Origin of the sequence: Nonomuraea sp. SYSU D8015 (assembly GCF_008065375.1) — a bacterium.
Classification (GTDB): Bacteria; Actinomycetota; Actinomycetes; order Streptosporangiales; family Streptosporangiaceae; genus Nonomuraea.
Genome location: NZ_VJYI01000002.1, coordinates 724,412 through 736,782 on the forward strand (window position 1 = coordinate 724,412; position 12,371 = coordinate 736,782).

Here is a 12,371-nt window from a genome sequence, read left to right on the forward strand (position 1 = left end):
TTAAACGTCGAGGAAGCGCACGTCGCGGGCGTTGCGGATGATGAAGTCGCGCCGGGCCTCCACGTCCTCGCCCATCAGCACGCTGAACAGGTCGTCGGCCTGCGCGGCGTCGTCGAGCGTGACCAGGCGCAGCAGCCGGGTCGCCGGGTTCATCGTGGTCTCCCAGAGCTGGCTCGCGTTCATCTCGCCCAGACCCTTGAAGCGCTGCACGTTGTCGCGCGGCCGCGGGTCGGGCTTGCCTGCCGCGATGCCCTCGGCGATGACCGCGTCCCGCTCGCTGTCGGAGTAGGCGTAGGAGGCGTCCTCCCCCTTGCGGTCCCACTTGATCTTGTAGAGCGGCGGGCACGACAGGTAGACGTGGCCGGCCTCGATCAGCGGCCTCATGAACCTGAACAGCAGCGTCAGCAGCAGCGTGTTGATGTGCTGGCCGTCGACGTCGGCGTCGGCCATGAGGATGACCTTGTGGTAGCGCAGCCTGGCGATGTCGAACTCGTCGTGCACACCGGTGCCCAGGGCGGTGATCAGCGCCTGGACCTCGTTGTTCTTCAGGACCTTGTCGATCCGCGCCTTCTCCACGTTGAGGATCTTGCCGCGGATCGGGAGGATCGCCTGGAAGCGCGAGTCGCGGCCGCCCTTGGCCGAGCCGCCGGCCGAGTCACCCTCGACGATGAACAGTTCGCACTTCTCCGGGTCGTTCCACTGGCAGTCGGCCAGCTTGCCGGGCAGTCCGCTGCCCGACTCGAGCAGCGACTTGCGCCTGGTCAGGTCACGGGCCTGGCGGGCGGCGATGCGGGCGCGGGAGGCCTGCAGGGACTTGTTGATGATGTCCTTGGCCTCGCCGGGGTTGCGCTCGAACCAGTCGCGCAGATGGTCGTTGCAGGCCTTCTGGACGAACGACTTGGCCTCGGTGTTGCCCAGCTTGGTCTTGGTCTGGCCCTCGAACTGCGGGTCGGACAGCTTGACCGAGATGATCGCGGTCAGGCCCTCGCGGACGTCTTCGCCGGTGAGGTTGTCGTCCTTGCCCTCCTTGAGGAACTTCTGCTCGCGCGCGTATCGGTTGACGATCGTCGTCAACGCCGCGCGGAAGCCTTCCTCGTGGGTGCCGCCCTCCGCGGTGTTGATCGTGTTCGCGAACGTGTAGACCGACTCGGAGTAGGAGTTGTTCCACTGCATGGCGATCTCGACCGCGATGCCGTCGCCCTCCTCCTCGAAGGAGATGATCGACGCGTGCGCCGGCTCCTTCTTGGTGTTGAGGTGCTGGACGAAGTCGGCCAGGCCGCCCTCGTAGAGGTATTCGACGCGGCGCGGCTCACCGTTGACGTGGTCGGGACGCTCGTCGGTGAGGGTGATCGTCAGGCCCTTGTTGAGGAAGGCCATCTCCTGGAAGCGCCGCGAGAGCGTCTCGTAGTTCCAGGTCGTGGTCTCGAAGATCTCGGGGTCCGGCCAGAACGTGATCGTGGTGCCGGTCTCGTCGGTCTCCTCGCCCTTCTCCAGCGGTGCGACGGGCTTGGAGTTGATGTAGTCCTGCCGCCAGTAGTGGCCGTTCTGCTTGACCTCCACCTCCATGGCGGTGGACAGCGCGTTGACGACGGCCGAGCCGACGCCGTGCAGGCCGCCGGAGACCGCGTAGGCCTGGCTGTCGAACTTGCCGCCGGCGTGCAGCGTGGTCAGCACGACCTCGACGGCGGAGCGCTTCTCCACCGGGTGGATGCCCGTGGGGATGCCACGGCCGTTGTCGATCACGCGTACGCCGTTGTCGGCGAGCAGCGTGATGTCGATCCTGTCGGCAAAGCCGGCCAGGGCCTCGTCCACCGCGTTGTCCACGATCTCGTAGACGAGGTGGTGCAGGCCGCGCTCACCGGTGGAGCCGATATACATACCCGGGCGCTTGCGAACCGCCTCAAGCCCTTCGAGTACGGTGATTGAGCTAGCGTCGTAGGACAACTGCGAAATCCTCCTGCCGCGGACACGCGGCGGGGGAGGCGTTCGAAATACAAAGCTGCCCCTGCCGTGCCCGTCACCGTCGTGAGTGCCCCGATGCGCGGTCACCCAGGGGAGTCGGCTTGCTGCCGGGGTGACACGCAAGCGGACGTGTCCGGAATCCTTTTTCATTCTACCGCCTTCGGAGGCCGGAGGTGGCAATGAACGCGCCTGTGATGCCCCCTAGCTCGTTTTGCCCCCGGTCCAGCATCCCCCCTCCGGAAAGGGGGCCTATCGCGTCTGCGGCTGTCTGATCGCCCCCGGCGCCCAACCGCAGCGGCGAAAAGCTCCTGCTGCGGACAGCGGCTGGACGCTATCCATACGTGTCCCTCGGACCTCGGCTTCCGGTCACCCGCAACCCGCCTGCCGGACGCGGCGCGTTCTGCGGCCCCCGGACCTTGACCTTCGTCACAGTGCCGTCGCCGAGCTCCTCGTTGAGCCTGCGTACGAGGGTGCGCGCGAGCAGCCGCACCTGCGTGGCCCACGCGGTCGAGTCGGCCACGATCAGCACCTCGCCGTCGACGAAGGACTCGGGCTTGGTGTGTGCGGCCAGGTCAGGGCCCACGATGTCGGGCCAGCGGCCGAACACCCCGCCGACGGCCGCCGACCGCTCCCAGCCGCGATCGGCCAGCAGGTCCGCGATCGCACGTCCGAAAAGCTGTGGATCGCCGCTCTCCCTGCGGGACCCCGCCGCCTTGCGCCTGGGCTCGCGCCGGGGCAACTGGCCGCGCTTGGCCGCGTCGGCCTTGGCCTGGGCGAGCTTCTCCCTGGCCATGGCCACACCCCTGGCCGTCGCCTGGCGGGCGTCCGCCGCTCCGGCACCCGGTCCGGCTCCGGCACCCGGTCCGGCCCCGGCACCCGGTCCGGCCCCGGCTTCCGCGTCCGGTCGCTCGGCGCCTGCGCCCCGTCGTCCTTTCCCGGCGTCCGTACCCGGCTGTCCGGCGTTCGGACCGCCCCTCGCCGCACCTGCCGGACCGTTCTGTGAGCGAGCGCCCTGTGGACCGGCCTGTGGACCGGTCGACGCGGGGCCGCGGCTCGGCGGTCCGACAGGGAGGCCGTCGCCGAAGGCCGGGCGCGCATCGTCACCTGACACGGGTCACACTCCCCTCCGCGACGTCGAATCTGGCTCCGATCAGCTCCCGCGGCACGTCGTCCGGCACCGCGGCGGTGATGAGCACCTGCTCGGCAGGCGCGACGAACTCGGCGAGGCGCCGCCTGCGCTGGCTGTCGAGCTCGGCGAACACGTCGTCGAGTATCAGCACCGGGTCGCCGCCGTCGGCCCGCAGCAGCTCGTACGCGGCCAGTCGCAGCGCCAGCGCGAACGACCAGGACTCGCCGTGGCTGGCATAACCTCGGGCGGGCAGATCGCCCAGGCCGAGGAGGAGGTCGTCGCGGTGCGGGCCGACGAGCGTGACACCGCGTTCCAGCTCCGCCGAGCGGACCTCCAATAGCCGCTCCCGCAGACGTTCTTCAAGGGTTTTCCCCAAGTCTGTGGATAACGTCTGTGTATCGAAAGATCCCCGCTCACCGGCGAATTCGCCCTCGGAACCCCCCTCGTCTCCATCCCCACCTGTGGACAACGTGCTGCGGTACGCCAGCGTGGCCGGGGCGCTCGCGGGGGCCAGCGCGGCGTACGCGCCGGCGACCAGCGGCCGCAGCGCCTCGATGAGCTCCAGCCGCGCCCGCAGCAGCTCCGCTCCGTGCCTGGCGAGGTGCGCGTCCCACACCTCCAGCGTGCTCAGCACGTCGCCGGCGCCCGCCGCGTTGAACGCGGTGTCGCTCTCCTGGCGTCTGACGCTCCTGCCGCCCCTGCGGGCCTGTGCGGCCGTGCGCAGCAGGGCTCCGCGTTGCTTCAGCACCCGGTCGTAGTCGGCGCGCACGCCGGCGAATCTGGGCGCCCTGGACACCAGCAGGTCGTCGAGGAAGCGGCGGCGCTCGGATGGGTCGCCCTTGGACAGAGCCAGGTCCTCCGGGGCGAACAGCACCGTGCGCAGCAGGCCGACGACGTCGCGCGCCCTGGACACGGGGGAGCGGTTGAGCCGCGCGCGGTTGGCCCGGCCCGGGTTGATCTCCAGCTCGACGAGCGCCCGCCGGTCGTCCCTGTGGACGGCGCAGCGCACGATCGCCCGCGTGGCGCCCTTGCGCACGAGCGGCGCGTCGTTCGCCACCCGGTGGCTGGACTGCGTCGCGACGTAGCCGAGGGCCTCGACCAGGTTGGTCTTACCCTGGCCGTTGGGCCCCACGAACGCCGTGACGCCAGGCTCGAGGCCGAGCTCCAGGGACGCGTAGGACCGGAAGTCGGTCAGCGACAGGTGGGCGACGTACACCACACGAAGGTTAGTGCGCCGCGGCCGCCACCGGGGTAACCGGCACGCTCAGCGGTCCGTCTCGCGCGGGGGCGTGACGTCCGCGCCCGGCGCGTCGGCGCCCTTGCCCTCGCTGCCCTCCTTCGAGGTGATGGCATGGCCGCCGAACTGGTTGCGCAGCGCCGCGACCACCTTCATCGCGGGGGAGTCGTCCTGGCGGGAGGCGAACCTGGCGTAGAGGGCGGCCGTGATGACCGGCAGCGGGACCGCGTGGTCCACAGCCGCCTGGACGGTCCACCGGCCCTCGCCGGAGTCCTGTGCATAACCGCGCAGCTGGTCGAGGTGCTCGTCGTCGTCGAGCGCCCGGACCAGCAGGTCGAGCAGCCAGGAGCGGATCACGGTGCCGGTGCGCCAGCTGGCGAAGGAGCCCTTGACGTCCTTGACCACTTCGGAGGCCTCGAGCAGCTCCCAGCCCTCCGCGAAGGCCTGCATCATGCCGTATTCGATGCCGTTGTGGACCATCTTCGCGAAGTGCCCGGCTCCGACGTCGCCGGCGTGGACGAAGCCGTTCTCACCCTCGGGCTTGAGCGTCTGGAAGATCGGCATCAGCCGGTCGACGTGGGCCTTGTCGCCGCCGCACATGAGCGCGTAGCCGTTCTGCAGGCCCCAGACGCCGCCGCTCACGCCGCAGTCGATGAAGCCGATGCCCTTCTGGGCCAGCTCGGCGGCGTGCTTCTGGTCATCCACATAGTGTGAATTTCCGCCGTCGACGACGATGTCGCCCATGCTGAGCAACTCGCCGAGGTCGTCGATCGTGGATTGCGTGGGTTTGCCTGCGGGGACCATGACCCAGACCACGCGCGGCGCCTGGAGGCGTTCGACCAAGTCCTTCAGACTCGCCGCGTCGCTGATCGAGGGATCGCGGTCGTAGCCGACGACCTCGTGACCGCCGCGGCGCAGCCGCTCGGCCATGTTGCCGCCCATCTTGCCCAGTCCGACCATGCCGATCTGCATGACAGTCCTCTACCCCCTTGTCAGGCTTCCATCATCCCCGATGACAGGTTCAGCCTGACAGGCGGATGGGCATGATCAGGTAACGGTAGTCCGTGGTGGCACCGTCCTCCACAGGCTTTCCACCGGTGAGGATAGCGGGCTTCGTGGACGTGGTCATCTGGAGCCTGGCCACGTCGGAGTCGATGGCGCCCAGGCCCTCCAGCAGGAACTGGTGGTTGAAGGCGATGTTCATCTCCTCGCCCTCGTAATCCACAGGCAGGGCCTCGACGGCCTGCGCCTCGTCGCCGCTGCCGGCCTCGAGCACGACCTCGCCGCTCTTGAACGCCAGCCGCACCGGCGTGTTGCGCTCGGCGACCAGGGCCACGCGCTTGACCGCCTCCACGAACGGACCTGTGGACAAGTCCGCGCGGGCGGAGAACTCGGTGGGCAGCAGCGAGCGGTATTTCGGGAACTCGGGGTCGAGCAGGCGCGTGGTCGTCCGCCGTCCCGCGCTGGAGAAGCCGATCATGCCCTCGCCGGTGCCGCCGGCGGAGCTGAGCGCGATCTCGACCTCCGCGCCGGTCGTGCCGAGCGCCTTGGCCGTGTCGGCGAGCGTCTTGCCGGGGATCATCGCGATGGCGGCGAAGTCGGGCTGCCCGGGTTGCCACTTCAGCTCGCGTACGGCCAGCCGGTAGCGGTCGGTCGCGGCGAGGGTCACGGTGTCGCCCTCGATCTCCATCCGCACGCCGGTGAGCATCGGCAGCGTGTCGTCCCGGCCCGCGGCGACGGCGACCTGGGCGACGGCGGAGGCGAACACGTCGGCGCCGACCCGGCCCGCGGCCGGCGGCATGGCCGGGAGCGAGGGGTAGTCCTCCACAGGCATGGTGAGCAAGGTGAATCGCGCGCTGCCACACGTGACGACCGCCTTGGCGCCGTCCACCACGAAGTCCACAGGCTGTGCGGGAAGGGCGCGGGTGATCTCGGCGAGCAGCTTGCCCGAGACCAGGACGACCCCGGGCTCACCGGTGTGGAGCTCGAGCGTCACCTCCGCGGAGACCTCGTAGTCGAATCCGGACAGCTTCAGCTGCTGCTCTTCCGTGACCTCCAGGCGCATGCCGGCGAGGACGGGCACCGACGGGCGCGCCGGGAGGCTGCGTGCCGTCCATGCCACCGCCTCAGCGAGGACGTCTCGCTCGATTCGGAACATCACGGTGATCGGCCTCCTGGGTTCGTCGTTGATTCAAGGATCTCAAGGATCCACTCTCCCGCGCTCGCGCTCCGGGAGAAGCCCAACTATGGGTCTTTGAGTTCTTAGTTAGAGATAGAAGAGGTCATCACACTAGGGGCTGTGGGAACTGTGGACAACCAGCGTTGTGGCTGGTCAGCAGCCCTGTTTTCATCCACTGCGGGTGTGGGCGAAGCCTGGGGGAAACTTGGGGCGCCTGGGGACGGCGAATCTTTGCCCACAGTCCTTCCCCAGATCATGGTGCGTTCATCCACGGGGGTAACCGGGTTATCCACGAGGTTTCCACAGGTTGTCCACGGGGTAAAAGAGGCCGTTCTGGAGTCCCAGATCGACTGTGCACACGTCGTCCACACGTTATCCACGACTCGTCCCCAGATTTGCAGGGGATGTCCCCACCGTTGTCCCCAGCCCTTGTGTACGGATTTTTCGCGGCTTTGCCGTGCGTACGGCCGCTGTCTTTCGGCGTTTCCGCTGCTCCACAGTGTTTTCCACAGGCTGTGCATGACCGTCAAGATCCACGCTGTGTCTGCTTGATCCGCATTGTCAGCTCGTTGACCTGGTTGTACATCGACCGTCGCTCGGCGATGAGCGACCGGATCTTGCGCTCGGCGTGCATGACGGTGGTGTGGTCCCTGCCGCCGAACTGCTGGCCGATCTTGGGCAGCGACAGCTCGGTCAGCTCGCGCGCGAGGTACATAGCGATCTGCCGGGCGGTGACGAGCGCCCTGCTGCGCGAAGTACCGCACAGGTCGTCGATGCTGATGCCGAAGTAGTCGGCGGTCTCGCTCATGATCGCCGCGATCGTGATCTCGGTGTCGGACTCGGAGGTGATGAGGTCCTTCAGCACCACTTCGGCGAGCTGCAGGTCGACGCCCTGCCTGTTGAGGCTGGCGAACGCGGTCACCCTTATCAGGGCGCCCTCGAGCTCGCGGATGTTGGTGGAGATGCGGCTGGCGATGTACTCAAGCACCTCGGGCGGCGCGGCCAGGCCCTCCTGGATGGCCTTCTTCCTGAGGATCGCGATACGGGTCTCCAGCTCGGGCGGCTGGACGTCGGTGATCAGGCCCCACTCGAACCGGTTGCGGAGCCGGTCCTCCAGCGTGATCAGCTGCTTGGGCGCGCGGTCGCTGGAGATGACGATCTGCTTGTTGGCGTTGTGGAGCGTGTTGAAGGTGTGGAAGAACTCCTCCTGCGTCTGCTCCTTGCCCTCCAGGAACTGGATGTCGTCCACAAGGAGGATGTCGATCGCCCGGTAACGGCCGCGGAACCCGTCGGCCTTGTGATCGCGGATGCTGTTGATGAAGTCGTTGGTGAACTCCTCGGAGCTCACGTATCTCACCCGCGCGCCGTCGTACAGGCTCTGGGCGTAATGCCCGATCGCGTGCAGCAGGTGCGTCTTCCCCAGCCCGGAGTCGCCGTAAATGAAGAGCGGGTTGTACGCCTTCGCCGGCGACTCGGCGACGGCGACGGCCGCGGCGTGGGCGAACCTGTTGCTGGCGCCGATGACGAATGTCTCGAATGTGTACTTCTGATTGAGCCTGGCCGGTTCGCTGGGCTTGTTGCTCTTTGCCTCCCACCGGTTCGGCGCCGGTTCCGGCGCTTTCTCCACAGGAGGTGTGTGCGGCTGGGGCTGTTCAAAACCGAAGCCGGGTTGTGGATATTCGGTGGATACTCGATCCGCCTTCGGCTGTGGAGAATAGAACTGCGGAGGCTCGGAAGGCTGCTGGTGCTGGGATAGCGCGGGCTGTGTAAAACGTGGCTGGCTCTCCACACTCTGGGGATAACTCTGAGCCACAGGCTGTTGACGAGAGTCGACGGAGGGCGGCTCGGGCGCCGTCGTGTCGATCATCACGGCCAGCCGCATGGTCCGGCCGAGCTCCTGGGACAGCGCGTGCGCCACCAGCGGGCGCAGTTTGCCCTCGATGAGGTCTTTGAGGAAGTCGTTGGGGACACCGAGCACGATCGTGTCGTTGCCGGCCAGGGCGATCGGACGCACCATCGACAGCCACGTGCGCTGCTGGATCGGCACGTTCTCATTGAGGAAGTCGCCCAGGGCCCTCTCCCATACCGCGTCGAGGTCGACACCGTTCACAGTGCGGTTCCCCCTCCTCCCTGTCGCGGCCCCCCGCGATCGTTTATCCACATGGCGCGGCCGCCCGGTCGATCAGCGGCCGCTTCGTCCACAGCGTGGCGGCCAGGCTTCGTGCCCAGGCCCTCCACAGGATCTCCACATGTTGTGCACAGTGTTTCGGCGGGTCCGGAAGGGCCGACAGTAGCCTTGTGCACAGCTGTGTTCAAGACGTTGTCCACAGCGTAGTGGCACCTGGGTCCACATACTGTGGACGCTGCCGGGGCAGTGGAAAACCCGCCTGTGGATTGGTGGATAACCGGTCCAGTTTGACCTGGGAGGGTGTTCGCCCGTAACGTACGACGGTCGGCTTGTCACGCGACGGCTATTTCGCGTGCCCTCGCTATCCTTGGCAGGCCATCCATGTGTGTTAGGCGCCCGAGAGGGCGCACCATCAAGCCTGGAGCCCACCCGTGAGCAAGCGTACTTTCCAGCCGAACAACCGTCGCCGCGCGAAGACCCACGGCTTCCGGCTGCGGATGCGCACCCGGGCCGGTCGCGCCATCCTGGCTTCCCGCCGCCGCAAGGGCCGCGAGAAGCTGTCGGCCTGACCGTTCCCGCGGTAGTCGTTGGCCCGCCGGTGCTTCTCGCCGGCGGGCGATAGGCGTATACGGTGCTGTCGCGTCAATCCCGCATGCGGCGCGGGGAGGAATTCGAGGCGGCGATCCGGCGCGGCAAGCGCGCGGGGCGCCCCACCTTGGTGGTGCATCTCGGCACTTCCGGGGAAGAGTCACCTCTGGTGGGTTTCGTGGTGAGCAAGGCCGTCGGCGGCGCAGTTACCCGAAACAAGGTCAAGCGACGGCTCCGACACCTGATGCGGGACCGTCTGGACCGGCTGCCGCGAGGTAGCCTGCTTGTGGTACGCGCCAATCCACCGGCCGCGTCCGCGCGATTCGAGCACCTGGCCGCCGAGCTCGATTCCGCGCTGGATCGTTTGCTCAGGCGGCGCGAGTCCTCGACGGGTGGACAAAAATGACGGAGCAGGCGCAAGCGATGCCGAGCCTCGCCGCTCGGGTGCTGATCATCCCGATCCGGTTCTACCGGGCGTTCATCAGCCCGATGCTCGGCCCGCGCTGCCGTTTCTACCCGTCGTGCAGTGCATATGGACTCGAAGCGATTGCCGTGCACGGAGCGGTGCGCGGCATTTGGCTGACTGTCCGGCGCATCGGGCGGTGCCACCCATTCCATCCCGGAGGTATAGACCCGGTGCCCCCACGCCCGGTCCGGTCCCACGAAACGCAAGGGAGATAGCTCGGTGGAGCTGTCCTGGCTGAGCTGGCTGTATCAAGCCGTAGCCCAAGTCATCATCTGGATCCACACTGCGTACAGCACGGTCCTCAACCCGGACAGCGGGCTGACCTGGGCGCTGACGATCGTCACACTGACCGTGTTCATGCGGATCCTGATCTTCCCGCTCTTCCTCAAGCAGATGCGCTCGTCGAAGAAGATGCAGGAGCTCGCCCCCAAGGTGCAGGAGCTCCGCAAGCGGTACAAGAACGACAAGCAGCGCATGAACCAGGAAGTGATGGCGCTGTACCAGGGCGCGGGCGCCAACCCGCTGGGCGGCTGCCTGCCCATCCTGGCCCAGTTCCCCATCTTCATCTCCATGTTCACCGTGCTCCAGAACATGGCCAACGGCCATGCGAAGTACGGCATGACGCAGGAACTGGTCGACAGCGCTCGAAAGGCGCACATCTTCGGCGCGCCGCTGCCCGCCAACTTCTTCATGTCCTCGGAGGACATCGCGGGCTTCGACGCGGGCGTCGTACAGACCAAGGTGGTCCTGGCCATCTTCGTCGCGATCAGCTCGCTGACGACGTTCCTCACCGTCCGGCAGAGCGTCACCCGCTCCATGGCGCAGATGCCGGACAACCCGATGGCGCAGCAGCAGAAGATCCTCATGTACATCTCTCCGCTGTTCGCCTTCTTCAGCCTGAACTTCCCGCTCGGTCTGATCATGTACTGGGTCACCACCAACGTGTGGACTCTCGGTCAGCAGCACTGGTTCTACAGCCGGAATCCGGCGACCCAGTTCGACGCGAAGGGCAACCCGATCCCCACCCCGCCGAAGCAGGGCCTGATCGCCAAGCTCCGCAAGACCCCGCCGGAAGAGCAGGCCCCTCCGCCCCCTCCGCAGCCTAAGATCGTCAGGCAGCAGCCGAGTCGCCAGCCCCGCAGCAAGCGCACCGGCAGCAAGAAGTCTTGAACACGAAGGAGAGGCCGGCCATGACCGAGGCCGAGCAGAAGAAGGCTCCTGATCTCAGCGCCCTGGAGCAGGAGGGCGAGATCGCTGCCGACTACGTCGAGGGACTTCTCGACATCGCCGACATCGACGGTGACATCGACATGGACGTCGAGGGCGATCGCGCCCTGGTCTCCGTCGTGGGACTCAAGAGCACCGAGCTGGTGGGGCCCGGGGGAGAGGTCCTCGAGGCGCTGCAGGAGCTCACGCGCCTGGCCGTGCACCGGCAGACGGGGGAGCGCTCACGGCTCATGCTCGACGTCGCCGGTTATCGCGAGCGCCGGCGCGCAGAGCTGACCAAGCTCGGCACCGAGGTCGCCCACCAGGTCAGGGAGCGCGGTGAGCCGAAGTCGCTGCAGCCGATGACGCCGTTCGAGCGCAAGATCGTTCACGACGCGGTGGCGGCCGCCGGGCTTCGCAGCGAGTCCGAGGGTGAGGAGCCCCACCGGTACGTTGTGGTCATGCCTGCCTGAGCGGGCCTTCTCCGGTTTCGATGCGGCCGTCTGCCCGCCTCAGCGCGCGGCAGGCGGCCGTTTTCTTTTATCCTTGTACGTGCTGGACACGGCTGATATTGGCCGATATGGGCACTTCAATCCTTATATATCCCAAATGGGGCCTGATGTGGCCGCCACGACAGTGGTGTGCTCAAAGGTCACCCGGGGACCAGCCCGCTAGTCTTCCTTTGTGATCGTCCATCTACCCTTGGGTAGGGACCGGCTCCGGATCTGTCCACGCCTTTCCTCGTCAGAGCCTTCACGCCCGGCAACGACTTAGCACCAAGAAAGGGCCACCGACCAGTGAGCGATGAGCTTCCGGCGCCGCCGGACATAGCGCGGGACGTCTTCGCCGGGGAGGCTTGGGATCGCGCCAACGCGTTCGCCGAGCTGCTGGCGGGTCCCGGCGTCGTCCGAGGGCTGCTGGGTCCGCGGGAGGTGCCGCGGATCTGGGATCGCCACCTGCTCAACTGCGCGGTGGTCGCCGAGGTCGTGCCGCCGGCCGCGAGACTGGTGGACATCGGCTCGGGCGCCGGGTTGCCGGGGCTCGTGCTGGCCATCGTGCGGCCCGACCTTACGGTCACGCTGCTGGAGCCGTTGCTGCGCCGTACCGTGTTCCTGGAGGAGTGTGTCGAGGCGCTCAAGCTCGACAACGTCGAGGTGCTGCGGGGGCGGGCGGAGGAGCTGGCGGGCAAGCGCGTTTTCGACGTGGCGAGCGCCCGTGCGGTGGCGCCGCTCGATCGTCTCCTGAAATGGGCGATGCCGCTGCTCCGCGAAGGTGGTGAGCTGATCGCCATGAAGGGGGAGCGGGCCGCCGGCGAGCTGGCCGAGGCGGAGTCCCAATTGCAGGCCAGCGGAGCGCGAACGGCCGAGCTTGTGACCGTCGGGCGCGGTAAGGTCGAGCCGCCTGCAACATTGGTTCGGGTGGTAGCGGGTCGCGCGCCGGAGCAAGCCAGGCGGCGACGAAGGAGGTGACGGTTGT

Annotated in this window: 12 protein-coding genes; 6 read left to right on the plus strand and 6 right to left on the minus strand. The window is 67.5% G+C overall.

Going from position 1 to position 12,371, the window contains the following annotated elements:
- The 6 genes from gyrB to dnaA all read right to left on the minus strand — a co-directional run bounded on the left by gyrB (window position 1) and on the right by dnaA (window position 8,617).
- Window positions 1–1,944 (minus strand): DNA topoisomerase (ATP-hydrolyzing) subunit B, encoded by a 1,944-nt coding sequence (gyrB, locus tag ID574_RS12790; protein WP_188189010.1) that lies wholly within the window; start codon window positions 1,942–1,944, stop codon window positions 1–3.
- A gap of 349 nt (window positions 1,945–2,293) precedes the next feature.
- Window positions 2,294–2,755 carry a DciA family protein gene (locus ID574_RS12795; RefSeq protein WP_188189011.1) on the minus strand — a complete coding sequence of 154 codons (462 nt, stop codon included), beginning with the start codon at window positions 2,753–2,755 and terminating at the stop codon, window positions 2,294–2,296.
- 307 nt (window positions 2,756–3,062) lie between these two features.
- Window positions 3,063–4,307, minus strand: coding sequence for a DNA replication/repair protein RecF (gene recF, locus ID574_RS12800; RefSeq protein ID WP_188189012.1), 1,245 nt, complete (start codon window positions 4,305–4,307; stop codon window positions 3,063–3,065).
- Between the two features lie 48 nt (window positions 4,308–4,355).
- Window positions 4,356–5,300, minus strand: coding sequence for a phosphogluconate dehydrogenase (NAD(+)-dependent, decarboxylating) (gene gnd, locus ID574_RS12805; protein WP_188189013.1), 945 nt, complete (start codon window positions 5,298–5,300; stop codon window positions 4,356–4,358).
- Between the two features lie 49 nt (window positions 5,301–5,349).
- Complete coding sequence (gene dnaN / locus ID574_RS12810) at window positions 5,350–6,489, minus strand: DNA polymerase III subunit beta (RefSeq protein WP_188189014.1); 1,140 nt, start codon at window positions 6,487–6,489, stop codon at window positions 5,350–5,352.
- Between the two features lie 544 nt (window positions 6,490–7,033).
- Complete coding sequence (dnaA, locus tag ID574_RS12815; protein WP_188189015.1) at window positions 7,034–8,617, minus strand: chromosomal replication initiator protein DnaA; 1,584 nt, start codon at window positions 8,615–8,617, stop codon at window positions 7,034–7,036.
- 449 nt (window positions 8,618–9,066) lie between these two features.
- Here dnaA and rpmH point away from each other — a divergent pair, with 449 nt between their 5' ends.
- The 6 genes from rpmH (at window position 9,067) to rsmG (ending at window position 12,364) form a co-directional block, all read left to right on the plus strand.
- Window positions 9,067–9,204: a 50S ribosomal protein L34 gene (rpmH, locus tag ID574_RS12820; RefSeq protein WP_020547366.1), complete on the plus strand. Its 138-nt coding sequence runs from the start codon at window positions 9,067–9,069 to the stop codon at window positions 9,202–9,204.
- Window positions 9,205–9,266: 62 nt separating this feature from the next.
- Window positions 9,267–9,629 carry a ribonuclease P protein component gene (gene rnpA, locus ID574_RS12825; RefSeq protein ID WP_188189016.1) on the plus strand — a complete coding sequence of 121 codons (363 nt, stop codon included), beginning with the start codon at window positions 9,267–9,269 and terminating at the stop codon, window positions 9,627–9,629.
- A 17-nt stretch (window positions 9,630–9,646) separates the two neighbouring features.
- Window positions 9,647–9,904: a membrane protein insertion efficiency factor YidD gene (gene yidD, locus ID574_RS12830; RefSeq protein WP_223166713.1), complete on the plus strand. Its 258-nt coding sequence runs from the start codon at window positions 9,647–9,649 to the stop codon at window positions 9,902–9,904.
- A 4-nt stretch (window positions 9,905–9,908) separates the two neighbouring features.
- On the plus strand, window positions 9,909–10,859 hold the full coding sequence (yidC, locus tag ID574_RS12835; protein ID WP_188189018.1) for a membrane protein insertase YidC: 951 nt from the start codon (window positions 9,909–9,911) through the stop codon (window positions 10,857–10,859).
- A 20-nt stretch (window positions 10,860–10,879) separates the two neighbouring features.
- Window positions 10,880–11,368 (plus strand): Jag family protein, encoded by a 489-nt coding sequence (locus tag ID574_RS12840; RefSeq protein WP_188189019.1) that lies wholly within the window; start codon window positions 10,880–10,882, stop codon window positions 11,366–11,368.
- Window positions 11,369–11,692: 324 nt separating this feature from the next.
- Window positions 11,693–12,364 (plus strand): 16S rRNA (guanine(527)-N(7))-methyltransferase RsmG, encoded by a 672-nt coding sequence (gene rsmG / locus ID574_RS12845; RefSeq protein ID WP_188189020.1) that lies wholly within the window; start codon window positions 11,693–11,695, stop codon window positions 12,362–12,364.
- The last annotated feature ends 7 nt before the right edge of the window (window positions 12,365–12,371 follow it).

Bases quoted from the DNA above. Each gene is read 5' to 3' on its own strand.
- ID574_RS12795 (WP_188189011.1), bottom strand. From the start codon at position 2,755: ATGGCCAGGGAGAAGCTCGCCCAGGCCAAGGCCGACGCGGCCAAGCGC.
- gnd (WP_188189013.1), bottom strand. From the start codon at position 5,300: ATGCAGATCGGCATGGTCGGACTGGGCAAGATGGGCGGCAACATGGCC.
- yidD (WP_223166713.1), top strand. From the start codon at position 9,647: ATGCCGAGCCTCGCCGCTCGGGTGCTGATCATCCCGATCCGGTTCTAC.
- ID574_RS12840 (WP_188189019.1), top strand. From the start codon at position 10,880: ATGACCGAGGCCGAGCAGAAGAAGGCTCCTGATCTCAGCGCCCTGGAG.